Origin of the sequence: Acinetobacter haemolyticus CIP 64.3 = MTCC 9819, assembly GCF_000369065.1 — a bacterium.
In the GTDB taxonomy this organism is placed as follows: Bacteria; Pseudomonadota; Gammaproteobacteria; order Pseudomonadales; family Moraxellaceae; genus Acinetobacter; species Acinetobacter haemolyticus.
The window spans coordinates 138882-164990 of the sequence record NZ_KB849804.1 but is presented as its reverse complement, the minus strand read 5'-3'; the positions used below and the strand labels follow the sequence as shown (position 1 = coordinate 164990).

The window sequence follows — 26109 nt, the reverse complement described above, 5'->3', positions numbered from 1 at the left end:
CTTAAGAAAAAAGGATATCTTTTAAGATATCCTTTTTTCTTCGATTTAACGTTTTCCCATCGAACGACGCGTGCCACGCGGTGGCATCCAAGTTCGATCTGCATATTGCTCAGGTTTTGGACGCACCTGATTATGCGTTGCATCTTCAGAATCATCCTGAGCAGATGGCATCGGAAATGGCAATTTAACCAAAGCTTTTTTTGCCTTGGGTGATTGAGTACTCATTGAAATTCTCTCGAAATCTAAATTTCTAAACGCTATTGTAATAGATTTTTTGTGATTTTTATAAAAATAAAATGTGTAAAAACAAAAGCTGTCTTCTACCCTATAATTTGGTAACTTTTTATACGATTAAGGCAAGTTTTGACCACAAAAAGTTCTATTTAAGCTAAGATAACCTGCTTTTATTTTTTAATCCCATAAGAAGGAATAATGCCGTGGACGTACGTCTCTCTGATCGTGTCAATGCCATCAAACCGTCCCCTACACTTGCAGTAACCAACAAAGCTGCTGAGCTTAAAGCTGCGGGTAAAAATGTGATTGGTTTAGGCGCAGGCGAACCAGACTTTGATACCCCTCAACACATCAAAGATGCTGCAATTGAAGCGATTAACAACGGCTTTACGAAATACACGGCTGTCGATGGCACTCCAAGCCTCAAAAAAGCAATTATTGCAAAATTGAAACGTGATAATAACTTGGACTATCAAGCAAATCAGATTTTGGTTTCTTGTGGTGGTAAACAAAGTTTCTTTAACTTAGCACTGGCTTTACTCAACAAAGGTGATGAAGTCATCATCCCTGCGCCATTCTGGGTAAGCTATCCTGATATGGTGATTATTGCTGAAGGTACACCAGTGATTGTGAAATGTGGTGAAGAACAACGCTTCAAAATCACACCTGAACAATTAGAAGCTGCGATCACGCCAAATACACGTTTAGTGGTATTGAACAGCCCATCGAACCCGACAGGTATGATCTACACCAAAGCTGAGCTCGAAGCTTTGGCTGAAGTTCTTCGTCGTCACCCACAAGTTTTTGTTGCTTCTGATGACATGTATGAACCAATTCGCTGGGAAGATGAGTTCTACAACATTGCAACCGTTGCACCAGACTTATATGACCGTACTATCGTTTTAAATGGTGTATCTAAAGCCTATGCAATGACAGGCTGGCGTATTGGCTATGCGGCTGGTCCTGCAAAAATCATTGGCGCGATGAAAAAGATCCAGTCTCAATCAACCTCTAACCCAACGTCGATTTCACAAGTTGCAGCAGAAGCCGCATTGAATGGTCCACAAGACGTTTTACAACCAATGATTGAAGCATTCAAACGCCGTCATGATTTAGTTGTGAATGGCTTAAATGACATCAAAGGTATTTCATGCTTACCTGCCGATGGTGCATTCTATGCGTATGCAAACATCCGCCCATTGATTCGTGCCAAAGGCTTAAAATCTTGCACAGAATTCTCTGAATGGTTGCTTGAGGAAACTGGCGTTGCAGTCGTTCCAGGTGATGCATTTGGCTTAGGCGGTTTTATGCGTATCTCTTACGCAACTGCTGATGAAGTTCTAGTCGATGCTTTAGCTCGTATCAAAAAAGCAGCTGAATCTATTGATGGTGTTGATGCCGCAATTGCATCAATCAAAGCTGAAAAATAATAAGCTTAGTTAAGATGAAGAAGCTTCAAAATGAAGCTTCTTTTTTTATACTCTAACTTTAATTCATATCTCAGCTTTCCTATTCTCCAGCCTCACCGTTAAATAACGCTACAACTTCAGCCTCGGTCATTTTCTTAGTTGAATTTTGGAAAGCATAAAATTCAGGTTTATTATCAATAAAAATTTCAAGATCTAGCTTTAAATCTTGAGGTGATTCATTTAGAGAAAACACGTTAATATTGCAATAGTTCTGATCCTTGGTACGCCAAAATATATTGGTACCACACGCATTGCAGAATCCACGTTCTCCCCATTCTGATGAATTATAAACTGTAAGATGATCTTGCTTTAAAAACGCTAGACTCCCTTGTTCTACATCAACCGTCATAATCACACCACTGGTCTGTCTGCGACAGATAGAACAATGGCAAACATGAACATCATGGTTTTTTAATTTCACCTCAAAAGTAGTTTCACCACAAACACATTGTCCATTCATTTTAAAATTTACCTTTTGTTTAAATTATTATTCAAGAATAAATAGATTAAAACACTTCGCCTCTTTCGCAATGAATAATTTGTAAATATAGTTTTAGCTCATCATCAACTTAGCTTTACCAAATAGGGCTGTCCATATGCTTCTAATATTGCTACAGAGCGATAAACCTTAATGGTAACCTATCGCCCCCTTCCCCCAAAATCCTCAATTAATTGCAACAGCTAAAATGATCAATCGCAGCAATTGATTGAGAGTTTAGTGAAGGCAAATATGGATGGATCCCCAGATTAAATTTTAGACTTATACAACTACAACTTGCATGATCATACGACCTTAAAAACTTAAAAATAAGCTAGGGCAATTATGCAATTGCCTTACTACTTTTGACATGTTTTGGGCGATCACATAAATGACTAAAAACGGCGTATTGCCAAATACTTTTCACATGTACCGTAACCACTTTCTGCTCAGCAACAGACCACGCTAGCGCAGTATTAGCACCGAGGATGAGTTCTCCACCTAGTTGAAACAAATATAATGGAGATTGAACACTGACTAAAAGTGGATTCTTTTGACTTAACAAGTTACGAGCGTTCTCAATTTTCCACTTATTTCCAAACCATAGCTGTAGCAAATCACCTAAATACAAAGTATTTTGCTTAAACGGAAAAGTATTTAAGAATGAATTTTCTACAGGGGTGTAATAATGCTCAGGATCCTGCAAAATATCGAGATAGTTTTGTTGATAAAAAGAAAAATTTGAGAAAATAGTTTCAATATTTAGAATAGTCATTTCGACCTCCGATTTAGCCATTTTAGTGCTGGCAAGTAGGGTTAAATCCACACTGTTTAGGTCTTACCTAAACGCTCTTTCTGATTCGAATCTAGCAACAGCCAAATCAAAGTTCAAGTTTTTTTTGCTTTTTACTATCAATTGTGCAAATAAAAAGCATATGGTATCAAAATGAAAGAAACATGACATTTTTAGCTTGACCGATTTCAAAAGCTGCCTATAATGGCTCTCAGATTCTCCCATAGCTCAGTCGGTAGAGCGACGGACTGTTAATCCGCAGGTCCCTGGTTCGAGCCCAGGTGGGAGAGCCAAGATTCAAAAAAGCCCATATCAATGATATGGGCTTTTTTACGCTTTAAATTTAATGCAAAAAATACCCCTATCGATTAGAGGTATTTTCTCTTCCAAGAAGCTAAGCGATAACCTTCGCAGGTACACCACTATGAAAACGGAAAGTATCATCTGGGCTTAAAATCAAGTTCTTTTCGACTTCACGAATGTGATCAATCCGTTGTTGAATATTTTCTTCTGGATCTTTAAGTTTAGCTGTTTTTGCAACATCCAAAGCCAAAGCCAAATAATCTTCGAAATGACGAGATTCCGATTTAAGCAAATAGCGATAATAACGCCCTAGCTCATCATCGACTATGGGCGCAAGCGAATAGAATCGCTCACAAGAACGCGCTTCCACAAATGCACCAATGATCATGACATCAATTAAAGCCTCAGGCTCATATGTACGGATTTCTTTACGTAGTTCACCCGCATAACGACCTGCACTCAAACCTTTCCACTCTTGACCACGTTTGGTCATAAATTCTAAAACTTGCTCATAATGCAGCATTTCTTCACGTACAAGCTGTGCCAACTTCACTTGCAAGTCAGTAAAAAAACTATAACGAAACATCAAATTCATTGCTGTTCCGGCTGCTTTTTTCTCACAATTCGCATGATCCTGCATGAGAATATCCAAATTATTGATGGCTTCATCTAACCAAGCTTGAGGTGTAGTACAACCTAAAAACTTGATCACAGGTTGCATCAACTCATCATAATTCACACTACTCATTTACTTATCTCGCAGCAGCCTGAATCGCTGCTTTCATATCTTTCACAGCCTGGGTCAAACCAACAAATACACTATCAGCGATAATTGAATGCCCAATGTTGAGTTCATGGATTTGTGGAATTGCGGCGATAGGTGCCACATTGTTCAAGTTTAATCCATGACCCGCATTAACCACTAAACCTTTAGAGGCAGCATATTCCGCACCTTTGATAATCCGTGCCAATTCAGCTTGTTGCTGCTCATCTGTTTCAGCATCTGCATATGCGCCTGTATGGATTTCTATTGTTGGCGCGCCACATGCCACCGCTGCATCAATTTGAGCAAGATCAGCATCAATGAAAAGTGACACATCACTACCAATTGCTTTCAATGCTTCTGTTGCAGCCTTAACTTTTTCAAAGTGCCCCACTACATCTAATCCACCTTCAGTGGTGACTTCTTGACGACGTTCAGGTACGAAACATACATGTTGAGGTTGAATTTCTTGAGCAAATGCGACCATTTCATCAGTAACAGCCAACTCAAGATTCATTCTTGTTTTCAACAATGGACGCATACGGCGAACATCGTCATCTTGTATATGGCGGCGATCTTCACGTAAATGTAAGGTAATCCCTTCTGCACCTGCTTGCTCACAAACCAGAGCTGCTTGTACAGGGTCAGGGTAGACAGTACCTCGTGCTTGTCTTAATGTTGCAACATGATCAATGTTTACACCCAAGATTGCAGCCATATAAATATCCTATTATTTATCAAATTAAAGCAATCAATACTTTAAATAGATTAAGTTTGTGTATTTTGAATCCAAAGTTGACGACTTTTTAGTGGTCGATCACCCAACAAAGAACTGATCATTTGGCGGTATAGTTTAGCCAATAATTGCAATTGTTCGTGAGTAAAATCTTGCCCTTGCTCATAATTTTGCATAGTCGCAATAAGCCGTCCAGACATAGATGAGCGTGAGGCTTGAGCAACAGGCATAAAACCATCATTCAATTGAAACTGATAGTTTTGTTCATGCTGGATAACTTGTTGATTAGCATCAATTGAAAAATCAATGGCATAACCTAGTTCTTGCAATAACACATGTTCAAACTGTCGTAAAATTTGTCGAAGAAACAACGGTGCGTGTTCATGCGTTGCCAATAATTGAAGTTGCAAAAGAATTAACTGATATTGTTGAAAAGTTTGCGGCATCGCCTCCTCTAAAGGACAAAGACGCAACACAATTTCATTTAAATAAAAACCTGCAAAAAAAGCATCACCATGAAAAAATACGGGTTGATTCAAAATTTCCAGTTTAGTGAGATTTTTGAGCTCTGATTTTCCTGTCGCTTGCAAACGAATCGGCTGATATTGTGGTGGAGGAATTTGTCTTAAAATTCCATCCACCCGACCATATTCTTGCGTAAATAAATGCACAATATGGCTCTTTTCCCGATATCTACGATGATGAATCAAATAACCATGTAGGACTTCATTACGCATCATAAGACGATACTAATCCTTCTTTTTATGGTCCTTTTTATCCTCATCATCACCATCGGGAATGACGGCACCCATACGGCAGCCGTGCCCTTCACAACACCTTTGGTGGTCTTATAAGCGACTTTAACAGGCACAGTGACAACTTTATGAATACAGCCTTGTAGCATTGACATACAGACTACAATTGCGAATACATGGATTGCTGTTTTCATACCTGACCTGTTCAATTAAATATCGCTATAACCTAGACTTTTAAGAGCACGCTCATCATCAGACCAACCACCTTTCACTTTTACCCAAAGCGTTAGCATGATCTTTTGTTCAAACATTTTTTCCATGTCTGCACGTGCATCCATCCCAATACTCTTGAGTTTGGCGCCTTTATCACCAATTACAATCGCTTTTTGACCTTGGCGCTCTACAAAAATTGTCGCATCAATATATGTACAAGGTGGTTTTAGACGACCTGTTTTTTCATTGACTGTGGCTTCTTCTGTCTTAAATGACTCAATTTGCACAGTTAAATCATATGGAAGCTCTTCACCCAACTGACGCATGATTTTTTCACGAATGATTTCACTCGCAAGGAAACGCTCAGAACGATCGGTGATTTGATCTAATGAGTACAATGGCGGTTGATAAGGCAGGTACTTTTCAATCGTGTCACGCAAATGTTCTAAATTTGCACCACGCAAAGCTGACACAGGAACGATTTCAGCAAAGTTCATTAACTTGGCACGCTCTTGAATCAAAGGTAAAGCTTCATTTTTATTTTCAAATGTATCTAGCTTATTAATCACCAGAATCACAGGCATATCTGCATTTTTGAGTTTTTCCAAAACGAGTTCATCATTTTGGGTCCACTTCTGAGCATCCACCACAAATAAGACTAAATTTACATCTCGCAGTGCTGAATGTGCGGCGCGATTCATCATCTTGTTAATCGCACGCACTTCTTTTTTATGCATCCCAGGTGTATCTACAAATACAGCCTGTGATTTCTCACGTGAATCAATACCAACAATCTTATGACGGGTGGTTTGTGGTTTACGCGATGTAATTGATAACTTTTGACCGAGTAAGTGATTCATCAGGGTCGATTTACCCACATTTGGGCGACCTACAATTGCAACAAAACCGCTCTTAAAATCAGAAGGAATGGTAGTTCCTTGAGAACTAAAGAATTGATCAATTAAGTTATTGCCGTCTTGCTGTTCAGTTGCTTCTGGCTTATTGTCATTTGAATGAGACATCAGGTTATTGCTCCAATAATTTTAAAATTTCAGCCGCTGCCGTTTGTTCGGCGAAACGACGACTTGAGCCCTCGCCTTGAATTTTCGGCAATCCATCAACCAAGCATTCCACCTTGAAATGTTGATTTGGTGCATCGCCTTGAATATCTACAACCTCGTAAACTGGGAGAGGTTTTTTACGTGCTTGTAAATACTCTTGTAGCCGTGATTTTGGGTCTTTCAGTTGGTCCGTCGGTTCGATATGGTCGAAGTAAGGTTCATACCATTTTAACACAATGCCTTGTAGCAAGTTGAGATCATTACTGTCTATATATATCGCACCGATAATGGCCTCAACCGTGTCAGCGAGAATAGACTCACGATGATGACCACCTGATTTTAATTCACCAGTGCTTAAAATTAATGACCGACTCAATTGTAAGTCATTCGCTATTTTACCTAGTGCCTCTTGTCGAACCAAAGTTGCACGCATACGCGTCAAGCGACCTTCGTTTTCAGTGGGGTAAGTATGATATAAATAATTTGCAATGATCATCCCCAATAACGAATCGCCTAGAAATTCTAGGCGTTCATAATTGTGTTTATGACTAACAGAGCGGTGCGTTAAAGCCAATTTCAACAAATCAATTTGTTGAAATTGGTAACCTATCCTTGCTTGCAGTCTTGTATCATTGAGCTTGTTTGGCAGATTTTTGGTCAAAAGTCTTCTCAAAAGTCATCACTAAACTGATATTCAGCATGAAAGGCTTTCGCACTTCATACTTTTTCACGACGATCAAATCATCTTTATATGTAGCTTGTGCGATATCCTTAAAACGAAGATCTCGTACACCATTCATATCCAAACGTTGATCCATCTGAGATGCAAACTTGGTTGGCGTCGTATTTTGAGGACTATCTTTCAATAAGCCTTCAATCTGACTGTCAATAATTTTGTCATCCCAATATGCTGGCCATATTGCAATCGCTGCTTTCACAGCAATTGCAAATAAAACCACCCCAAATAAAATTGCAATATACGAAGTCCCCTGCTGAGATTTACGCATTTTTTCTTTCCTATGTGTTTTTATTTATTAATCAATTTTACCATTTCGGCTAAAACTTGGAAGTTTTAGACCAGGTTCTTTATGCATCCATACATAAAAAGCACGACCTGTTAAATTCTGTTCAGGCACAAAGCCCCAAAAACGACTATCTGCACTTTGATCACGGTTATCACCCATCGCAAAATACTGACCTTCTGGTACAGTTACATCCCAATCACGCCCTTGTGTATTAATAAATACATCATTGGTTTTTGCAACAAATGGAATAAACGAATCCGCACCTTTAGCTTGAGCAAACTGATACGCTTCAACAAGTGTATTACGTCCATCTAAGTAGCGCACTGAATACTGATGATCACCCAAAGTTTCTTTAAAATATGAAACTGCTGGTGTCTCTAATGCGTCTTTCTCACGGCTCACCTCAGTTACAACTTTAGCAACACGTTCACCGTTTACGACCAATTGACCATCTTTAAACTGAATATGATCACCAGGTAAACCAACCACACGTTTGATATAACTGATACTAGGTTGTGGTGGGTAACGGAAAACAATCACTTCACCACGCTTAGGCTCACCAACATCAATAATCTTGGTATTAACAATCGGTAAACGCACCCCATAATCAAATTTATTCACCAAAATAAAATCACCTGTCTCTAAGGTTGGTACCATCGAGTCAGAAGGGATATTAAATGGCTCATACAAGAAAGAACGTAAAACGAGCACAACCGCCAACACAGGCCAAAAATCATACGCCCATGTAATGATAAAATTTTCTTGGTTACGCCCACGATTTGCACGTTGTTTGAGTACAAACTTATCAAGCAACCACACCAAGAAAAAAATCAGTGTCGCTGGTACTAGAATCAAATTAAAATCAAAATCCACAAACCCTCACTCGCAGCCTGACTGCTCGTCTTAGGGCTAGGTTAAGCAATGCTTACCCAGCCTGATCTTTCTTTATCTATCTACTTTCAATACAGCTAAGAAGGCTTCTTGTGGAATTTCGACACTTCCCACTTGTTTCATACGCTTCTTACCTTCTTTTTGTTTCGAAAGAAGTTTCTTCTTACGAGACACATCACCGCCATAACATTTTGCTAAAACGTTTTTACGCATCGCTTTAACAGTAGAACGAGCAATAATTTGCGCACCAATTGCCGCTTGAATCGCCACATCATACATTTGACGAGGGATCAGATCCTTCATCTTTTCGACCAAAGCAATACCACGATGACGAGCATCTTGGCGGTGACAAATCATCGCTAAGGCATCTACCTTTTCGCTATTAATTAGCACGTCTACCTTAACTAAGGCTGAACTTTCAAAACGTACAAAATTGTAATCGAGTGACGCAAAACCACGTGAGCAAGATTTCAATTTATCAAAGAAATCCATCACAACTTCAGCCATTGGGATTTCAAAAGTAACAGAAACTTGGTTCCCTAAAAATTTCATGTCTTTCTGCACACCACGACGCTCAATACATAGCGTCATCACATTACCTAAGTATTCCTGCGGTACAAGAATATGGCATTCTGCAATCGGTTCACGTAGATCTTCAACCGTTGAGCCATCTGGCATTTTTGATGGGCTATCAATGTAAATAATGTCGCCTTTTTTGGTTAAAGCTTCATAAATTACAGTAGGTGCAGAGCTAATTAGATCAAGATCATACTCACGCTCTAAACGCTCTTGTACAATCTCCATGTGCAGCATACCTAAGAAGCCACAACGGAAGCCAAAACCTAAAGCATCTGAACTTTCAGGCTCAAAGAATAATGCCGAATCGTTGATCTGTAGCTTTTGCAAAGCTTCACGGAACGGTTCAAAATCACTTGAATCAATCGGGAACAGACCTGCATAGACCTGTGGTTTTACCTTTTTAAAACCTGGTAAAGTTGCAACTTCAGGTGTAGATGCAAGCGTAATGGTATCGCCGACTGGCGCACCAAAGATATCTTTAATCCCTGCGATTACGAAGCCAACTTCACCCGCTTCAAGGATGTCAGTTTCAGTATGCTTTGGATTAAATACACCCACAGAAGTAACAGGATGAGTCTGTCCAGTTGACTTGACCAACATTTTATCACCCTTACGGATGCGACCTTGTTTGATTCGAACCAACGAAACAACACCAAGATAATTATCGAACCATGAGTCAATAATCAAAGCTTGAAGTGGCGCATCACGATCACCTTCAGGTGCTGGAATCACATCAACCAAACGCTCTAAAACGCCTTCAACACCTAAACCAGTTTTTGCAGAACAGGTAGGTGCATCAGTTGCTTCAATTCCAATAATTTCTTCAATTTCATGGATCACACGCTCAGGCTCTGCTTGCGGCAAATCAATCTTATTTAAGATCGGTAATACCTCTAAGCCCTGTTCAATAGCGGTATAGCAGTTTGCTACAGATTGAGCTTCAACACCTTGTGCAGCATCAACGACCAATAAAGCACCTTCACATGCTGCTAAAGAACGTGATACTTCATAAGAGAAGTCTACGTGTCCTGGAGTATCAATAAAGTTCAACTGATACTCTTGGCCATTTGGATGCGTATAGTACAACGTCACCGATGCAGCTTTAATGGTAATCCCACGCTCACGCTCAAGCTCCATAGAGTCTAGTACCTGAGCTTGCATCTCACGATCTTGTAGACCACCACACATTTGAATAAAACGGTCAGCCAAAGTTGACTTTCCATGGTCAATATGAGCAATGATCGAGAAATTGCGTATATTTTTGATATCTACGGATTTTTTAGCTTGCGCCATGGGTTACCTTGAGAAAATAAATCGCCCTATACTTTTAAAAAGTTATGAGCCAAAACGGTTTAACAAAATTGTTGGCGATTATAACAGAACGACCATTCAAAGTATTCAAAATAATTATTACCAATCTAGACCGCACTGTCATGATTTTATGGTTTATATCTGCGCATATAGAGCAGAAAAATCCAATGGATTTAAATCAGTTGGAACCGGTTGATAAGCTTGGATAAAACTTGGAGACATACGTTTTGGACGGCCAGTGGCAATCTCAATGCATGCCCACTTGGTATTTCCCAAAAATAAAATGCTTTGATCTTTTTCACGATAAAATGCGTACTGCCTAAAAGAATACAGCGCATTAATATCATCTAGCCAAGTGCGTAGAATAATTTCGTCACCTGCAAGCGCAGCTTTACGATATTGAACATGATGTTCCACCGCAACCATAGCATGTTTAAGCTCCAAATATTGAGCCACACCTAAACCCAAAGTTTCAATATGTGCTGCCGCTACATCCTGCATCCATTGAACATAGATCACATTATTCACATGACCTAGAACATCAATATGTTCAGGTTGAACGCTTATTCTTAAATCAAAAATCGTACTCATTTCTTGCCATACTTGATTTACCAATCTGCTGCATACAGTATTAGAAACAAATCTAGATTACAAAATAAAAACCACTCTAAATAGAGTGGTTCTTATGACGTTATACAATGTTACTGTAGACGTAGGCCTAAGATCGCACGTTGTCCTTGACGGATAATCGCCACACGAGCCACGCTGCCTTTTGGCAATCCAGCAATTACTCTAGCAAAACCTGCACTATCATTAATTGCAGTGCCATTAACTTGTAAAATAACATCACCAGCTACGATATTAGATAGAGATGCTAAGCCACCACGCTGTACTTCTTGTACGAGAATCCCTCCACGAACATCTAAACGAGATTGCTCAGTTGGTGTGAGGTTTCGGATGCTCATCCCTAATCCACTGGTCGGACTATTTTTATCACCTGTTGCAGGGGTGTCATCAGGTGCTGTACCTAATGTTGCAGAAACAGTACGAACTCTTTCATCACGCAAAATTTCTAATCGAATGGTTTGATTCGGAGAAATACGATTCAAGGTATAAAGTAAATCACTGGTACGCGAAATTGGCGCACCATTAATTTTCAAAATCACATCCCCAGATTTCAATCCCGCTTTTTCAGCAGGTGACTTCGGTGCAACTTGAGTAATTAATGAACCCTCAGGTTTTGGTAGTTTATAAGCCTCGGCTAGGTTGCGATCTATATCTTGCAGCATAATACCAAGATAAGAACGAGTCACTTTACCATTAGCTTTCAGTTGCTGAACAACATCCATCGCAACATCGATTGGGATAGAGAACGACAGTCCCATATACCCGCCCGTACCACTAAAGATACGAGAATTTACACCAACAACCTCACCTCTTTGATTGAATAATGGACCGCCAGAGTTACCTGGGTTCAAAGCAGCATCTGTCTGAATAAAGGGAACAGATGTTTCACCACTCATATTCCGTGACTTCGCACTCACAATCCCTGCCGATGCCGAATAATCGAATCCAAATGGTGATCCAATTGCGAGAACAGGCTCACCTACTCGCAATTGATTAACATCCCCTACTCTTAATTCTGGGAAATTCGCCCCTTCAACTTTTAGTACGGCCACATCGGTACGCTCATCGCTCCCGACCAAAGTTGCATCAAATTCACGACGATCATTCAACGTAATACTGATACGTGACGCATTGGCAATCACGTGATGGTTGGTCACGAGGTAGCCATCTTTACTGATAAAAAAAGCACTACCAAATGCAGTCTTCTCTTGAGGTCCTTGTCGCTGTGGAATGATGACTTGATTGCCAAAAAAGCGCCTTAAAATCTCTGGTACTTGTTGCTGCAACAACTCTTCCTGAGTCATTTTTTTCACAACATTGACACTCACAACAGCAGGACTCACCTGCTCAACGAGATTTGAAAAATCTACTGGCGCAGCAGCGTTCACATGAGCAGCTGCAACCGTAAATACCGCAGCATACATTCCTTGTTGTAAATAGCGACTTTTCATGAAGCAAGAACCTACAGATGAATAATCAAAAAATTTAGACTATGTTTTTAGCATAAGCCCAGATTTTTTTTCGTAAAAATATGTTTATATTTTCAATGCATACAACAGAATGCAGCAATCAAATATGAATAAATTATGGAGAAGCCGAAGTTTATAAATGCCAACCGATAATGTATTAAAACAATTTGTTAATTTTTCTAGATTTATTTAAGAAAATATTGATATTGGATGTACCACTATCTCTCGTTTCATTTGCTAAAAAATCACTCAATTCTAGGCAGATTAGCTCTTGCCTTTTTAGTCAAAAAGCGTTGTCATTAGCAAACGTTTAAAACTGAAGCAGATTGACATGCCTGATTTAAAAACAATTCACCATTTTGATGTGATTATTGTGGGCAGTGGCGGTGCGGGTTTAAGTCTTGCGCTCTCTTTACCAAGTCATTACAACATTGCGATTTTAGCAAAAGCAGCCTTGACAGAAGCCAGTACTTTTTATGCACAAGGTGGTGTCGCTGCGGTATTAGACGAAACAGACTCCATTCAACAACATATTAATGACACTATGATTGCAGGCGGACATCTATGTGAATTAGATGCTGTCAAACATACAGTTGAAGGCGGCAAACCTTCTGTTGATTTCCTTCTTGGACAAGGCGTGCAATTCACTTTAGACGATGATGAACAACTTCACCTCACTCGTGAAGGTGGTCACTCTCAACGTCGTATCATTCACTCTGCCGATGCAACAGGTAAAGCTATCTCAACAACCTTAGTTGAGCGCGCTAAAGAGCGTGAAAATATTACAATATTTGAAAATTACATTGCGATTGATTTAATCACCCTGCACAAACTGGGTCATCAAGATCAAAAGAATCGTGCGATTGGTCTATATGCACTGCATGAAGATAGCGAACAAGTTCATACCTTTTTAGCACCATTTACTGCCCTCGCCTGTGGCGGTGCAATGAAAGCATATCTGTATACTTCAAATCCTGATATTGCAACTGGTGATGGTATTGCAATGGCCTATCGTGCAGGTTGCCGTGTGGCCAATATGGAATTTAACCAATTCCATCCAACTTGTTTATATCATCCGAAAGCGCGTTCTTTTTTAATTACCGAAGCAATGCGTGGTGAAGGTGCATATCTGCGTTTACCAGATGGCGAACGTTTTATGCTGCGTTTTGATGAACGTGCCGAACTTGCACCGCGTGATATTGTGGCACGTACTATTGACCATGAAATCAAGCGCTTAGGTATTCGTCACGTTTGGTTAGACATTACGCATAAATCACCTGAGTTTATTACCGAACACTTCCCGACACTTTATGCACGTTTGCTTGAGCTTGGGATCGACATTACCAAAGATATGATTCCTGTGGTTCCTGCGGCTCACTATACCTGTGGTGGTGTGGTCGTCGATGAACATAGCCAAACAGATTTAGATGGCTTATATGCGATTGGTGAAACCTCTTATACTGGTTTACACGGCGCAAATCGTATGGCGAGTAACTCACTGCTTGAATGTTTTGTCTACGGTATGAGTGCAGCAGAAGATATTCAGAGCAAACACAACACAAGCTTTGAGTTTCCAGATGTACCATCTTGGGATGAATCTCAAGTCACCGATGCCGATGAAGATGTTGTGATTCTGCAAAACTGGGATGAACTACGTTCAACCATGTGGAACTATGTCGGTATTGTTCGTACGACTAAGCGTTTACAGCGTGCTTTACACCGTATCGAAATGTTGAAGCGTGAAATCAATGAATACTATCGAGATTATCGTGTCAGTAAGAACTTGATCGAATTGCGTAACCTAGTTCTAGTTTCGGAAATGATTGTACGTTGTGCGATGGAACGCAAGGAATCACGTGGTTTGCATTACACACTGGATTATCCTGAGCTTTCTAATGAAATTCGCAAGACAGTGTTGACTCCACCAAATTTTAAGGTGGAACAGCCGTTGGTGAATGAGTGATATTTTAAGGCTATTGATTTTCTTAAGCTTTATAAGTGAGTTTGTAGTTGTTATTTACTATCGTGGTAGGCGACATGGATGTCGCCTGTTGCGCTGCGGTATCAAGGATGTACCGTCAGCGCAACAAAGGATTTTTGTTACTTTTCATCCCTGAAAAGTAAGGAAAGACCAATACAAAAAGCATTCATTTACCTGCATTTTTATGAGACAGGGCAAACTCATTATCAAGGCTCTTCTTTCAGATATTGCAGCGCCTCTCCAAACACAACATCCGCATTCTGTGTTGCATCCAAACGTTTGATCCGTTCCGGCTCTGCTTGCCATAAAGTCTCATAACCTGCACGAACTTTAGCAAAGAAACTCAATTTCTCTTGCTCAAAACGATCCAAGGCACCACGCTCTCGCGCACGTGTCATCCCCAACTCAATTGATGCATCCAGCCAAAAAGTAATATTCGGCATTTTCGCCACAAAAGTTTGATTTAACAGTTGCAACTTTTCCTGACTTAAGCCACGACCAGAACACTGATAAGCAAAGCTGGCATCGGTAAAACGATCACTCAACACAATCTTGCCCGCCGCTAAGGCAGGTAAAATCACTTGTTGTAAATGTTGAGCACGCGCAGCATAAATCAATAACAGCTCGGTATCATGACTCATTTGCTCTTCATGATTCACTGCCAATAATAAAGAGCGAATTTGTTCCGCCAAAGGCGTACCACCCGGCTCACGAGTTAATACAACTTCTTTACCTTGCTGTTCAAAATACTGATGAATTTTACGAATCAGCGTGGTTTTACCTACGCCTTCGGTACCTTCAAAGCTAATAAACATTTACTGTTGCTCCTGCTTCTTGGCACGTAAAACCGCCAAATACTCTTGTACTGCACGATTATGATCTTGCAAATTGGTTGTAAATTTATGCCCACCTGTGCCTGTTGCAACAAAATAAAGGTTCTGTGAATCATCAGGATGCATAGCTGCCTCAATTGCTTTTTTACTTGGCAAAGCGATTGGCGTTGGAGGTAAACCGAAAATGGTATAGGTGTTATATGCTGTTGGTGTCCGTAGGTCATTACGTGTGATATTACCTTTGTAATTATCTCCCATACCATATATGACGGTTGGATCAGTTTGCAGGCGCATGCCTATTTTTAATCGACGAACAAACACACCAGATACTTGCTGTAACTCGCTATCCAAACTAGTTTCTTTTTCAATAATCGAAGCCATAATTAATGCTTCATATTTATTTTTATATGGCAGATTAGCCGCCTTATTGGCCCATGCTTCATCCAATGCTTTCATTTGACGACGATATAAATCCGTCAAAATTTTCTTGTCTGTTTCGCCTTTCGCAAAAAAATATGTATCAGGTGCAAATAATCCTTCAGGATGAGCATAGGAAATATCTAAAGCTTTTAGTAATTGATCTTGAGGCAAATCTAAAATTGTATTGGTCACATTCGGATCATTTTTCAACTTCTGTACAAGTTGCTTGAAGTTTGTCCCTTCGATGACCAATATTCGATTCATTTGGGCATTATCTGCATTGGCAAGCATATCCAGCACTTGACGAACACTCATCCCTTTCGTTAGCTCATATACACCAGCTTTCATACTGTCATGTATCATAAATTTCTGATAGAGCTTTAAAATGATCGGGAAACTTACCTTCTGTTCTTCAGCCAATCGATCAATGAAACGTGAATATGTATCTCCAGATGAAATCACTAATAATTGTTTTTTATTCTCCATTGGATAAGGCTTAAATAAATTTGCCCATATCACGCCAAAGACCACCATCGTAAAAACACAGATAAATACAAGAAATGCTTTAAAGGTAAATCTTGATTTCGGCTTTGCTTTCGGTTTTTTCTTACTTTTGCTTGAGTTTGGTGGCTTTGGCATATTAATCAATCTGGCTAAGTTTTAAAGTTTCAAATAAATCAAGGTATGGTTGTTGCGCTAACGCGCGATCATTCAATCGTACAACCGCTCGCATTGGATGCAATGCATTGCAAAAAAACAGGTTTTGAATACGATCAATCTCATCCATGCAAATACAACGTTGTTCGCATGACACATTGTATTGTTGCATTCGAGATAAGATTTTGGCTCGCATCACACCGTGGACGCCATTATAACGAAGTTCAGGCGTAATCCACTGATCATTTATACGAATAAAACAATTACTGCTCACCCCTTCTACGATATAACCCTGCACATCACTGACTAAGGCTTCTAGCCACCCCCGTTGATCCGCTTCTTGCTTAAGCAAAACTTGTTCAAGACGATTCAATGTTTTTAAACCTACAAGGTGTGGCATGTTTAAACCCAAGGCATGATTGAGTAAACCACTCTCAATCCATTCAGGCTGAAAAGCTTGCATTACTTTAGGGTAATACCACACATAAAGATCAGCAGCATGTAAAGGTAAACTGTAACCACGATCACCTTCACCGCGGCTAATCACAACTTTGAGTGTGCCATTTAGGCTTTGAAATTGCTGTTGTAATTGTTCAAAAACCATGTCGATCAAGGATAAATCAGTTTTTAGACTCAAATGCTGGCAAGCCAGTTGTAAACGTGCAAAATGCAGTTCTTTTAACTCAAAACACCCATCAAAAATACGCGCAGTTGTAAAACAACCATCTCCATAATGAAATGCCCGATCAAGTAAAGGAATGGAATCAATTAACTGTCCATTTTTATAGCATTGCATGATCTAAGCACCTTTTCAGTTTATAAGAAACAAAGTTTAAAAGTGAATAACTCTTTGATTCTAAAAAATTATAACAACTAAAACACTGAAATAAAAATTTATTATTTATCAACGATTCAGCATAACTTATCACATTTATATATTTCTCTTTTTTTCATAACAAATGCTTTTTTTATTATTTTTTTTGCAAAAAAACCAGCGTTATGCTGCATCCATATTCTAAATGCTTATGTAATTTCAAGGGGTTTTTATGCGTTTATCTCAACTCAAAGTTGGTCTTTTGGCTGCTTTACTTTCAGCATCCAGTTTGGCTGCTCAAGACTTTTTAAATGTCTCTTATGATCCAACACGCGAGCTATATACAGATTTTAATAAACAATTTGGTAGCTTTTGGAAACAACGTACTGGACAAGATATTAATTTCAAACAATCACATGGTGGTTCTGGTAAACAAGCACGTGCCGTTATTGATGGTCTAAATGCCGATGTTGTAACTTTAGCTTTGGCTGCGGATATTGATGAAATTGCCAAAAATGCAAAATTGCTACCTAATGATTGGCAGAAAAAATTACCAAATAACTCAACGCCGTATACGTCTACCATCGTATTTTTAGTACGAAAAGATAATCCTAAGCAAATTAAAGATTGGGGTGATCTGATTAAGCCGGGCGTAGAAATTATTACGCCGAATCCAAAAACGTCAGGTGGTGCCCGCTGGAATTATTTAGCAGCTTGGGCTTGGGCAAAACATCAGCCCAATGGTAACGATGCCAAAGCACAAGAATTTGTCCGCCAAATCTATAAACAGACCAAAGTACTTGATTCTGGTGCACGTGGTGCAACAACCACATTTGCTGAGCGCGGCATTGGTGATGTTTTATTGGCTTGGGAAAATGAAGCATTCCTTGCAATACGTGAACAACCAAACAAATTTGAAATTGTCGTTCCTTCGCTCTCGATTTTGGCAGAGCCTCCCGTTGCAGTGGTAGAAAAAAATGCGACTAAAAATGGCAACCTACAAATTGCACGTGGTTATTTGAACTACCTCTATTCACCAGCAGGTCAGGAAATCGCTGCACGTCATTTTTACAGACCACGTAATGCCGATGTGCTGAAAAAATACCAAAGCGTATTTAAGCCGCTCAAACTGATCACCATCGACAAAGAATTTGGCGGCTGGACCAAAGTGCAGAAACAGCATTTTGATAATGGCGGGATCTTTGATCAGATTGTTAAGGCAAACAGCCGATAAGAATTACTTTTAGAAGAAATTCTCAGGAGAGCAGACATGGTTCACACTTTAATTGTTCCGGGTGTAGGTGGTAGCGAAGCACAGCATTGGCAGTCTTGGTTACAGCAACAACTGGTGTCTAGCTCTCGTGTACAACAAAAATATTGGGATCGACCAGTATTAAGTGAATGGGTTACCGAGTTTCTCAGCGCATTAGAAGCAATCAACTCTCCAGTCCAAGTTGTTGCACATAGTTTTGGTTGCTTAACCAGTGTCGCAGCACTTGCAGAACATCCTGAATTGAAAGCTAAAGTAAAAAATCTAGTGCTAGTCGCTCCAGCAAATCCTGCACGTTTTGGTGAAAGTGGTTTTGCACGCCACAGTTTGACTGACTACAAACAATATTTTCATCAACTTCAAATTGATTTACCGACGACTTTATTGATCAGTGAAAATGATCCATGGTTAGGTTATGTCGATGCTTTACAACTCGCACAAGCATGGAAACTCACCCCGATCAATTTAGGTGCTGTCGGTCATGTCAATGTGGCATCAGGATTTGGTCCGTTTCCAGAAATTCTGAACTACTTATTGCCTGAAAAAAACATGCAACCGCGAACTCGAATGCCTCAGGCAAATTTTAATGTGAAATTTGCCTAACTCTCGCTCCTTATATTTTTATATTTAGCTTATTTGCTTGTTTAGCAAACATTTCTCTTTGAGGAAATATCATGTCGCAGCGTTCCCGAGTGCTGCCTGGGTTTGGCCTATCCTTAGGCTTTACCCTCGCTTACGTGTCTTTAATCGTACTGATTCCTTTATCAGCAGTCTTTATCAAATCTTTTGGAATTGGTTGGGACGGGTTATGGGAAATTCTAACGTCAGAGCGAATCTTAAAATCATTACAACTCAGCTTTAGCGCTGCGCTGATCGCTGCTTTTGTCAATGTGATCTTTGGTTTACTCCTAGCGTGGTGCTTAGTTCGCTATAGCTTCCCTGGTAAAAGAATAGTAGATGCTTTAGTCGATTTACCCTTTGCCTTACCTACAGCAGTTGCAGGTATTGCGCTCACCTCACTCTATTCCAAAAATGGATGGATTGGACAATATCTTGAACCATTAGGAATTCAGGTTGCCTATACTCCGATTGGTATCACGTTGGCATTGATTTTTATTGGTTTACCGTTTGTTGTTCGTACTGTACAACCTGTTTTGAGTGATATTGAAACCGAATTGGAAGAAGCTGCTTCCGCATTGGGTGCAAATCGTTGGCAAACCATTACCAAAATCATTTTACCGATTTTATTTCCTGCCTTACTGACTGGTTTTGCTCTGGCCTTTGCTCGTGGCGTAGGAGAATATGGCTCTGTGATTTTTATTGCGGGCAATATGCCTTATAAAACTGAAATTGCGCCTTTAATGATTATCTCTCGTTTAGAAGAATATGATTATGCTGGTGCAACCACCATTGCTGTGGTCATGCTGATTCTCTCTTTTGCCATTTTATTCTTAATTAATTTAATACAGGCATGGGCGAGCCGTCGCACAGGGAGAGTTGCACAATGAGTTTAAATAATAATAGCAATGCTTTAGCACTCAAATTACAAGCGCGAGATGCAACTCGTGAGCCGACTTGGGTCCGCTATAGCTTGATTGGCATTGCACTTATCTTTTTTCTAAGTTGCTTAATCTTGCCACTCATTTTGGTTTTTGCAGAAGCATTTAAGCAAGGTCTAGCCGTTTATATCAATGCTTTAACCGATGCAGATACCTTATCAGCAGTGAAACTAACTTTATTGACAGCAGCGATTGCCGTACCAATTAATGTGATATTTGGTGTTGCTGCAGCGTGGTCTGTCGCTAAATTTCAGTTTCGTGGTAAAGCCATATTAACCACCATTATCGATATGCCCTTTTCAGTATCACCGGTCATTGCTGGTTTAATGATTGTTTTAATTTTTGGCTCACAAGGCTGGATCGGTGGTTGGCTCATGGATCATGACATTAAGATTCTATATGCCGTACCTGCAATTGTCCTCGCCACAATCTTTATTACCGTTCCTTTTGTGGCTCGGGAACTCATTCCATTAATGGAAGCACAAGGTACTGAAGAAGAAGAGGCTGCAATCGTATTGGGTGCCTCTGGTTGGCAAACCTTTTGGAGAGTGACACTACCGAACATCAAATGGGGTCTTATCTACGGTGTCATTCTGTGTAATGCCCGTGCGATGGGTGAGTTTGGTGCAGTCTCTGTTGTTTCAGGACATATTCGCGGGGAAACCAATACTTTGCCTCTACACGTTGAGATTCTCTACAACGAATATACCTTTAGTGCTGCATTTGCTGTGTCTTCATTACTGGCATTTTTAGCAATCATCACCTTGATCTTGAAAACTTGGTTGGAAATCCGCCAAGAACAAGCAAACAGCCAACCCATTAAGGAATGAACACATGAGTATTCAAGTTAAAAATATTGAAAAACACTTTGGTGCATTCCATGCGCTAAAAAATATCTCTTTAGATTTTCCTGAAGGTGAATTAGTTGCATTACTGGGTCCTTCAGGCTGTGGAAAAACCACATTATTACGCATTATTGCAGGCTTAGAGTCAGCAGATGGCGGTCAAGTGTTACTTGAAGGTGAAGATGCAACCGACATCCACGTACGCGAACGCCAAGTAGGTTTTGTGTTTCAGCATTATGCACTATTCCGTCACATGACTGTTTTTGACAATATCGCATTTGGTTTACGTGTCCGCCCGAGAGCAACTCGACCATCAGAAGCCGAAATTAAAAAACGTGTAACGCGTTTACTTGACCTCGTTCAACTAGGCTTTTTGGCGGATCGTTACCCTGCTCAGCTTTCGGGTGGGCAACGCCAACGTATTGCTCTTGCACGTGCGCTTGCAGTTGAACCCCGTGTGTTATTACTTGATGAACCTTTTGGTGCTTTAGATGCTAAAGTTCGTAAAGAACTACGTCGTTGGTTACGTACCCTACATGATGAACTACATATCACGTCTATCTTTGTAACCCATGACCAAGAAGAAGCATTGGAAGTTGCTGATCAAATCATCGTCATGAACAAAGGAGATGTTGAGCAAATTGGTTCTCCCCGTGAAGTCTATGAAAAACCAGCGACGCCATTTGTATTTGATTTCTTGGGTCAAGCAAACCGCTTCGAAGGCGAACATACTGGCGGTATTATCCGTATCGGTGATGATCGCATTCAACTACCAACAACGGTACAAGCACCTCAAGGTAAAGTGATTGCATTTGCAAGACCAAATGAATTGCATATTCACGCTCAACCTCAAGCAAATACCATTGAAGCAACATTTTTACGCGAAGTATGGATTGCAGGTAAAGTTATCGCTGAATTACAAGATCGCAGTGGACGTACTATCGAAATTTTATTAAGTGTAGAGGAAGCAAACTTACATCAATTCAAACCGAATCAAACGGTTTGGATTAGTGCTGCTCAGCTTCATTTATTTGCAGATCAAACAAGCATACAAGTTGCTTAAGAATCACTCTCCCCACCGTCCGTTGAAAGGAAGGTGTCCACAAAAGCAATAAATCCCATGCTTTTGTGGAATTTTTCCTTTATTAAATGAGGATTTAGGGAAATTTAGAGATAAAATGCTTTCGAATTACCATGCTTTTGCAAGGAACAAATATTTATGAACTTTCAACAACTCAGAATTATTCGAGAAACTGTTCGTCAAAACTTTAATCTCACTGAAGCATCAGCAGCACTTTACACCTCACAATCTGGCGTGAGTAAACATATTAAAGATCTGGAAGATGAATTAGGCGTACAGCTCTTTGTCCGTAAAGGAAAACGTTTATTAGGCTTAACTGAGCCCGGACAATCTTTACTGAATATTGTTGAACGTATGTTAGTCGACGCAGACAATATCAAGCGTCTTGCAGATGACTTTAACAAAGTGGATGAAGGAACACTTACCATAGCCACTACACATACGCAGGCACGTTACGTACTCCCGCCGATCGTAAATCAATTTAAAAAACTATTTCCTAAAGTTCATTTGGTTTTACAACAAGCAAGTCCTGTAGAAATCGCTGAAATGCTTCTTCAAGGTGAAGCCGATATTGGTATTGCCACTGAATCTTTAACCACAGAAGAAAACTTAGCAAGTGTTCCTTATTATGAATGGCACCATAGTATCATCACACCTAAAGATCATCCTTTAAGTAAATTAGATCACATCAGCCTAGAACTGTTGGCTGAGTATCCATTGATTACTTATCATGGGGGCTTCACAGGTCGCTCTAAAATTGATAAAGCATTTGAAGATGCACATTTACATGCCGATATTGTGATGTCTGCCTTGGATGCGGATGTAATCAAAACTTATGTTGAACTCAATATGGGCGTCGGTATAGTCAACGATGTCGCTTATGATGCAGAGCGAGATTATCGTCTTCAACAAATTAAAACGGATATGTTTGGCGTGAATACAACTTGGATCGCCGTTCGCAAAGGCCATCTACTACGTGGCTATGGTTATGAGTTTATCTCTCTTTGCTCCCCAACTACAGATATTAAAGCACTAAAAAAAGTTGCTTATCCTGAAGAGTAAATTTGTATAAGTATCTTGTAATTGGAAAAATCATAAATAAAAAACGAGCATAGCGCTCGTTTTTTTATGATGAATGTATAGGTTAGAACTTGAAGCTCACACCAACTTTAGCCACAGGCATCCATTCATATTTACCTTTGTTTTCAATGTTATGCTGCTCTTTCGCTACAGCACTTTCTAAAGTGTTGCCGTTACTACCAATGATTTGATCATCACCAGAAGTTTTTAAGCTTACAGTTGGATTACCAGTATAGTAGGCACCCATTTCACCGAACAAACCAATATTTTTATATACAGGCGCGTTTATACCAACACCTAAGTATGGTGAAATATTGTTATCATATTTCATTTTACCATCAATGTTAGCAGTTTGAGTGTTATCCGTGGTAAAACGCTCTCCATCAACACGAACTAAACTATTGGTACCAATACGCTTTTTCAAGTCATACTCGTTATCTAAGTATGCAACACCTGCTGCCACATAAAGCGAACGAACAAATGTATTTTGACTTGTACCCCATGGATAAATCTCGGCATTTAAATAAGTGTTGTTATTATCCATGTCCATATCATACTTGGTACCGTCGATTTTTAACTCATCAGACCAAGAGATATCACCGCCGTTATAACCTAAGGTTACACCAACGTATGGATTAACACGGTAAGACACCGCACCACCATAACCAGTAGTACCGACTTCAGCACGTACAGATACTGGGTTTAAAAATGAAGGAAATGCATATGCCGATTCTCTTACGACTTGCTCGTCAGCAAATGTAGTACCTGCAATCGCTGTAAGTACACCTGCAGCAAGAATAACACGCAAAGTTTTCATTGAGGTCTCCTTAAAAAATACTTCTATTTCAATTTCGATATAATTGTTTCTGTGAATTCATATTAAAAGAATGCCTGACAACTTTTTATACATAAACTGATTACTTTTTGTTATTTTCTGATACAAATTAGAAGTAATTGTGTATTCGGAAATAATTTATAAAAAACAACATATTTCATTTTATGACAAATTTATTGCATAAAATTCCAACAATTTATTGTAACGACTTTTTTCAAAGATTCTTCGATCAAATTAGTGTAAAATCTTTAAAATTTTTTTTGGAAGAAGGAAGATCATGTCTCAGCTTTCTACAATCATCGAGCAAGCATTTGAAGACCGTGCCAACTTTAGCGCAGCGGACTGCCCTACAGAAATTCGTCAAGCTGTAGAAGAAGCATTAACAGGTTTAGACAATGGCTCACTTCGCGTTGCTGAAAAAATCGATGGTGAATGGGTTGTTCATCAATGGTTAAAAAAAGCCGTTTTACTTTCGTTTAAACTTAACGATAATCAACCAATCGAAGCATGTGATCTACAGTTCTATGACAAAGTAGCAACCAAATACTCGGGTTGGACTGAAGAACAGTTTAAAGCTGCTGGTGTACGTGTTGTTCCTCCTGCGGTTGCGCGTCGTGGTAGCTTCCAAGCGAAAAATGTCGTATTAATGCCGTCTTATGTCAATATCGGTGCGTATGTTGACGAAGGTACCATGGTAGATACATGGGCAACTGTTGGCTCATGCGCTCAAATCGGTAAAAATGTTCACTTATCTGGTGGTGTTGGGATTGGTGGTGTTTTAGAGCCATTACAAGCGAATCCGACAATTATTGAAGATAACTGTTTTATCGGTGCACGCTCTGAAATCGTTGAAGGCGTGATCGTTGAAGAAGGTTCTGTGATTTCAATGGGTGTTTTCATTGGTCAATCAACCAAAATCTTTGATCGTGAAACTGGTGAAGTTCATTATGGTCGTGTACCAGCGGGCTCTGTGGTCGTTGCAGGTAGCCTTCCATCAAAATGTGGTACCTACAGCTTATATGCTGCGATCATCGTAAAAAAAGTGGATGCGAAAACTCGCGCTAAAACAAGCTTGAACGATTTGTTACGTGCAGACTAATTTGTAATATTTATTGCGGAACTTGATCGTTCCACGGAGCTTCAATTGCTCCTGGGAACTTGATCATTCCTCGTCTCTACGATCAGTCATGGTCGTAGAGATTTTGTTTTTTATATAGCATGCTGCTTATGTAGCATTTGTTTGTGGTAAATGTTTATGGCTTCCTTACGTTCTTCTGCAATTCCTGTCTCTGATCCTGCGGCTGGTTTACGTATCACAGAGATCTTTTATTCTTTGCAAGGCGAAGCGAATACTTTTGGTTTGCCAACAGTTTTTATTCGTTTAACAGGCTGTCCATTACGTTGTAGTTATTGTGATACCACTTACTCCTTTGAAGGAGGTGAACGTTTATCACTAGAACATATCATCGAAACAGCAAGCCAATACAAAACACCATATATCTGTGTCACTGGCGGTGAACCTCTTGCTCAACCCAATTGCTTAATATTGTTACAGCGTTTATGTGATTTAGGGTTTCAAGTATCACTTGAAACCAGTGGTGCGTTGGATGTATCAAAAGTTGATTCGCGTGTTTCTAAAGTTCTTGACTTAAAAACACCTACATCTAAAGAAGATCATCGTAATTTGCTAACCAATCTCGACTATCTGACCCAACATGATCAAATCAAATTTGTGATTTGTAATCGTGCTGACTACGAATGGTCTAGACAACAACTTGAACAATTCCAATTGCAAGATAAAGTGAGCACCGTCTGGTTCTCTCCTGCTTTTGCTGTTGAAAAAGGCGCTGTTGCCCTCCCTGCTTTAGCACGTGATTTGGCTCAGTGGATTTTAGACGACCATCTCCCTGTTCGATTTCAACTCCAGTTACACAAGCTACTCTGGAATGATGAATCAGGTCGTTAAAATTTCAGAATTGGTTTGTGTCAATGTCACATCCGTTCTTAATCAATATTTTTAGGTTGAA

27 protein-coding genes, 1 tRNA gene and 1 pseudogene are annotated in these 26109 nt (G+C 39.8%); 11 read left to right on the top strand and 18 right to left on the bottom strand.

All coding sequences use genetic code 11. The annotated features are described in order from the left end of the window. Nucleotides 1–45: 45 nt before the first annotated feature. Nucleotides 46–225, bottom strand: coding sequence for a hypothetical protein (locus tag F927_RS10815; RefSeq protein WP_004640006.1), 180 nt, complete (start codon nt 223–225; stop codon nt 46–48). A gap of 212 nt (nt 226–437) precedes the next feature. Here F927_RS10815 and F927_RS10810 point away from each other — a divergent pair, with 212 nt between their 5' ends. Continuing rightward, nucleotides 438–1664, top strand: coding sequence for a pyridoxal phosphate-dependent aminotransferase (locus tag F927_RS10810; protein ID WP_004640008.1), 1227 nt, complete (start codon nt 438–440; stop codon nt 1662–1664). A 79-nt stretch (nt 1665–1743) separates the two neighbouring features. Here the strand turns inward: F927_RS10810 and F927_RS10805 are convergent, their stop codons facing one another. Further along, entirely contained in the window at nt 1744–2163 is a 420-nt protein-coding gene (locus tag F927_RS10805; RefSeq protein WP_004640010.1) for a GFA family protein, read from the bottom strand. A gap of 361 nt (nt 2164–2524) precedes the next feature. Beyond that, on the bottom strand, nt 2525–2956 hold the full coding sequence (locus tag F927_RS10800) for a hypothetical protein (RefSeq protein ID WP_005084589.1): 432 nt from the start codon (nt 2954–2956) through the stop codon (nt 2525–2527). Nucleotides 2957–3191: 235 nt separating this feature from the next. On the opposite strand from F927_RS10800, the gene F927_RS10795 reads away from it, so the two are divergent. Further along, nucleotides 3192–3267 (top strand) — tRNA-Asn (locus F927_RS10795). 101 nt (nt 3268–3368) lie between these two features. Here the strand turns inward: F927_RS10795 and miaE are convergent. From miaE to F927_RS10740, 11 genes and pseudogenes are all read right to left on the bottom strand, one after another. Then, complete coding sequence (gene miaE / locus F927_RS10790; protein ID WP_005084587.1) at nt 3369–4025, bottom strand: MiaE family protein; 657 nt, start codon at nt 4023–4025, stop codon at nt 3369–3371. Nucleotides 4026–4029: 4 nt separating this feature from the next. After that, nucleotides 4030–4758, bottom strand: coding sequence for a pyridoxine 5'-phosphate synthase (gene pdxJ, locus F927_RS10785; protein WP_005084585.1), 729 nt, complete (start codon nt 4756–4758; stop codon nt 4030–4032). Nucleotides 4759–4808: 50 nt separating this feature from the next. Further along, nucleotides 4809–5516: a DNA repair protein RecO gene (gene recO / locus F927_RS10780; RefSeq protein ID WP_005084584.1), complete on the bottom strand. Its 708-nt coding sequence runs from the start codon at nt 5514–5516 to the stop codon at nt 4809–4811. Between the two features lie 9 nt (nt 5517–5525). After that, a pseudogene (locus F927_RS10775) lies at nt 5526–5725 on the bottom strand (NF038104 family lipoprotein). A 15-nt stretch (nt 5726–5740) separates the two neighbouring features. Next, entirely contained in the window at nt 5741–6766 is a 1026-nt protein-coding gene (era, locus tag F927_RS10770; RefSeq protein WP_004640023.1) for a GTPase Era, read from the bottom strand. A 4-nt stretch (nt 6767–6770) separates the two neighbouring features. Beyond that, complete coding sequence (gene rnc, locus F927_RS10765; protein WP_004640024.1) at nt 6771–7466, bottom strand: ribonuclease III; 696 nt, start codon at nt 7464–7466, stop codon at nt 6771–6773. After that, complete coding sequence (locus F927_RS10760) at nt 7435–7812, bottom strand: DUF4845 domain-containing protein (RefSeq protein ID WP_004640026.1); 378 nt, start codon at nt 7810–7812, stop codon at nt 7435–7437. The genes rnc and F927_RS10760 overlap by 32 nt, the downstream gene beginning before the upstream one ends. A gap of 27 nt (nt 7813–7839) precedes the next feature. Further along, complete coding sequence (gene lepB / locus F927_RS10755) at nt 7840–8703, bottom strand: signal peptidase I (protein WP_005084579.1); 864 nt, start codon at nt 8701–8703, stop codon at nt 7840–7842. 72 nt (nt 8704–8775) lie between these two features. Further along, nucleotides 8776–10593, bottom strand: coding sequence for a translation elongation factor 4 (lepA, locus tag F927_RS10750; RefSeq protein ID WP_004640031.1), 1818 nt, complete (start codon nt 10591–10593; stop codon nt 8776–8778). 153 nt (nt 10594–10746) lie between these two features. After that, the gene (locus F927_RS10745) at nt 10747–11202 is read right to left on the bottom strand and encodes an acyl-CoA thioesterase (RefSeq protein WP_005084577.1); all 456 of its coding nucleotides are present in this window, start codon (nt 11200–11202) and stop codon (nt 10747–10749) included. A gap of 110 nt (nt 11203–11312) precedes the next feature. Further along, entirely contained in the window at nt 11313–12689 is a 1377-nt protein-coding gene (locus F927_RS10740) for a Do family serine endopeptidase (RefSeq protein WP_005084574.1), read from the bottom strand. A 343-nt stretch (nt 12690–13032) separates the two neighbouring features. Here F927_RS10740 and nadB point away from each other — a divergent pair, with 343 nt between their 5' ends. Next, nucleotides 13033–14670 (top strand): L-aspartate oxidase, encoded by a 1638-nt coding sequence (nadB, locus tag F927_RS10735; protein ID WP_171057130.1) that lies wholly within the window; start codon nt 13033–13035, stop codon nt 14668–14670. 224 nt (nt 14671–14894) lie between these two features. On the opposite strand, the gene tmk is transcribed toward nadB, so the two are convergent. The 3 genes from tmk to pabC are packed head-to-tail and all read right to left on the bottom strand — an operon-like array spanning nt 14895 to nt 17394. Beyond that, entirely contained in the window at nt 14895–15503 is a 609-nt protein-coding gene (gene tmk, locus F927_RS10730; protein ID WP_005084569.1) for a dTMP kinase, read from the bottom strand. Next, the gene (gene mltG / locus F927_RS10725; RefSeq protein WP_005084566.1) at nt 15504–16580 is read right to left on the bottom strand and encodes an endolytic transglycosylase MltG; all 1077 of its coding nucleotides are present in this window, start codon (nt 16578–16580) and stop codon (nt 15504–15506) included. A 1-nt stretch (nt 16581) separates the two neighbouring features. Further along, on the bottom strand, nt 16582–17394 hold the full coding sequence (gene pabC / locus F927_RS10720) for an aminodeoxychorismate lyase (protein ID WP_005084564.1): 813 nt from the start codon (nt 17392–17394) through the stop codon (nt 16582–16584). A 250-nt stretch (nt 17395–17644) separates the two neighbouring features. Here pabC and F927_RS10715 point away from each other — a divergent pair, with 250 nt between their 5' ends. The 6 genes from F927_RS10715 to F927_RS10690 all read left to right on the top strand — a co-directional run bounded on the left by F927_RS10715 (nt 17645) and on the right by F927_RS10690 (nt 23229). Then, a complete protein-coding gene (locus tag F927_RS10715) occupies nt 17645–18646 on the top strand; it encodes a sulfate ABC transporter substrate-binding protein (protein WP_005084562.1) in 1002 nt (333 codons plus the stop codon). Between the two features lie 36 nt (nt 18647–18682). After that, complete coding sequence (locus tag F927_RS10710) at nt 18683–19285, top strand: RBBP9/YdeN family alpha/beta hydrolase (RefSeq protein ID WP_004640044.1); 603 nt, start codon at nt 18683–18685, stop codon at nt 19283–19285. A gap of 71 nt (nt 19286–19356) precedes the next feature. Next, nucleotides 19357–20190 carry a sulfate ABC transporter permease subunit CysT gene (cysT, locus tag F927_RS10705; RefSeq protein ID WP_004640046.1) on the top strand — a complete coding sequence of 278 codons (834 nt, stop codon included), beginning with the start codon at nt 19357–19359 and terminating at the stop codon, nt 20188–20190. After that, complete coding sequence (gene cysW, locus F927_RS10700; protein WP_005084559.1) at nt 20187–21071, top strand: sulfate ABC transporter permease subunit CysW; 885 nt, start codon at nt 20187–20189, stop codon at nt 21069–21071. Before cysT ends, cysW begins: the two co-directional genes overlap by 4 nt. A gap of 4 nt (nt 21072–21075) precedes the next feature. Further along, entirely contained in the window at nt 21076–22149 is a 1074-nt protein-coding gene (locus F927_RS10695; RefSeq protein WP_005084558.1) for a sulfate/molybdate ABC transporter ATP-binding protein, read from the top strand. A gap of 156 nt (nt 22150–22305) precedes the next feature. Then, nucleotides 22306–23229: a CysB family HTH-type transcriptional regulator gene (locus F927_RS10690; protein WP_005084556.1), complete on the top strand. Its 924-nt coding sequence runs from the start codon at nt 22306–22308 to the stop codon at nt 23227–23229. A gap of 82 nt (nt 23230–23311) precedes the next feature. Here F927_RS10690 and carO read toward each other — a convergent pair whose 3' ends face one another. Further along, nucleotides 23312–24064 (bottom strand): ornithine uptake porin CarO type 5, encoded by a 753-nt coding sequence (carO, locus tag F927_RS10685; protein WP_004640054.1) that lies wholly within the window; start codon nt 24062–24064, stop codon nt 23312–23314. Nucleotides 24065–24359: 295 nt separating this feature from the next. On the opposite strand from carO, the gene dapD reads away from it, so the two are divergent. Next, nucleotides 24360–25181 carry a 2,3,4,5-tetrahydropyridine-2,6-dicarboxylate N-succinyltransferase gene (gene dapD / locus F927_RS10680; RefSeq protein ID WP_004640056.1) on the top strand — a complete coding sequence of 274 codons (822 nt, stop codon included), beginning with the start codon at nt 24360–24362 and terminating at the stop codon, nt 25179–25181. Between the two features lie 156 nt (nt 25182–25337). After that, nucleotides 25338–26048, top strand: a complete 711-nt coding sequence (gene queE / locus F927_RS10675) for a 7-carboxy-7-deazaguanine synthase QueE (protein WP_017394497.1) — start codon at nt 25338–25340, stop codon at nt 26046–26048. The last annotated feature ends 61 nt before the right edge of the window (nt 26049–26109 follow it).

Coding starts and splice junctions, on each gene's coding strand:
- F927_RS10815 (WP_004640006.1), bottom strand. CDS start 225: ATGAGTACTCAATCACCCAAGGCAAAAAAAGCTTTGGTTAAATTGCCA.
- F927_RS10805 (WP_004640010.1), bottom strand. CDS start 2,163: ATGAATGGACAATGTGTTTGTGGTGAAACTACTTTTGAGGTGAAATTA.
- F927_RS10800 (WP_005084589.1), bottom strand. CDS start 2,956: ATGACTATTCTAAATATTGAAACTATTTTCTCAAATTTTTCTTTTTAT.
- miaE (WP_005084587.1), bottom strand. CDS start 4,025: ATGAGTAGTGTGAATTATGATGAGTTGATGCAACCTGTGATCAAGTTT.
- pdxJ (WP_005084585.1), bottom strand. CDS start 4,758: ATGGCTGCAATCTTGGGTGTAAACATTGATCATGTTGCAACATTAAGA.
- recO (WP_005084584.1), bottom strand. CDS start 5,516: ATGATGCGTAATGAAGTCCTACATGGTTATTTGATTCATCATCGTAGA.
- era (WP_004640023.1), bottom strand. CDS start 6,766: ATGTCTCATTCAAATGACAATAAGCCAGAAGCAACTGAACAGCAAGAC.
- F927_RS10760 (WP_004640026.1), bottom strand. CDS start 7,812: ATGCGTAAATCTCAGCAGGGGACTTCGTATATTGCAATTTTATTTGGG.
- lepA (WP_004640031.1), bottom strand. CDS start 10,593: ATGGCGCAAGCTAAAAAATCCGTAGATATCAAAAATATACGCAATTTC.
- F927_RS10745 (WP_005084577.1), bottom strand. CDS start 11,202: ATGAGTACGATTTTTGATTTAAGAATAAGCGTTCAACCTGAACATATT.
- F927_RS10740 (WP_005084574.1), bottom strand. CDS start 12,689: ATGAAAAGTCGCTATTTACAACAAGGAATGTATGCTGCGGTATTTACG.
- tmk (WP_005084569.1), bottom strand. CDS start 15,503: ATGTTTATTAGCTTTGAAGGTACCGAAGGCGTAGGTAAAACCACGCTG.
- mltG (WP_005084566.1), bottom strand. CDS start 16,580: ATGCCAAAGCCACCAAACTCAAGCAAAAGTAAGAAAAAACCGAAAGCA.
- pabC (WP_005084564.1), bottom strand. CDS start 17,394: ATGCAATGCTATAAAAATGGACAGTTAATTGATTCCATTCCTTTACTT.
- F927_RS10715 (WP_005084562.1), top strand. CDS start 17,645: ATGCGTTTATCTCAACTCAAAGTTGGTCTTTTGGCTGCTTTACTTTCA.
- F927_RS10710 (WP_004640044.1), top strand. CDS start 18,683: ATGGTTCACACTTTAATTGTTCCGGGTGTAGGTGGTAGCGAAGCACAG.
- cysT (WP_004640046.1), top strand. CDS start 19,357: ATGTCGCAGCGTTCCCGAGTGCTGCCTGGGTTTGGCCTATCCTTAGGC.
- cysW (WP_005084559.1), top strand. CDS start 20,187: ATGAGTTTAAATAATAATAGCAATGCTTTAGCACTCAAATTACAAGCG.
- F927_RS10695 (WP_005084558.1), top strand. CDS start 21,076: ATGAGTATTCAAGTTAAAAATATTGAAAAACACTTTGGTGCATTCCAT.
- F927_RS10690 (WP_005084556.1), top strand. CDS start 22,306: ATGAACTTTCAACAACTCAGAATTATTCGAGAAACTGTTCGTCAAAAC.
- carO (WP_004640054.1), bottom strand. CDS start 24,064: ATGAAAACTTTGCGTGTTATTCTTGCTGCAGGTGTACTTACAGCGATT.
- dapD (WP_004640056.1), top strand. CDS start 24,360: ATGTCTCAGCTTTCTACAATCATCGAGCAAGCATTTGAAGACCGTGCC.
- queE (WP_017394497.1), top strand. CDS start 25,338: ATGGCTTCCTTACGTTCTTCTGCAATTCCTGTCTCTGATCCTGCGGCT.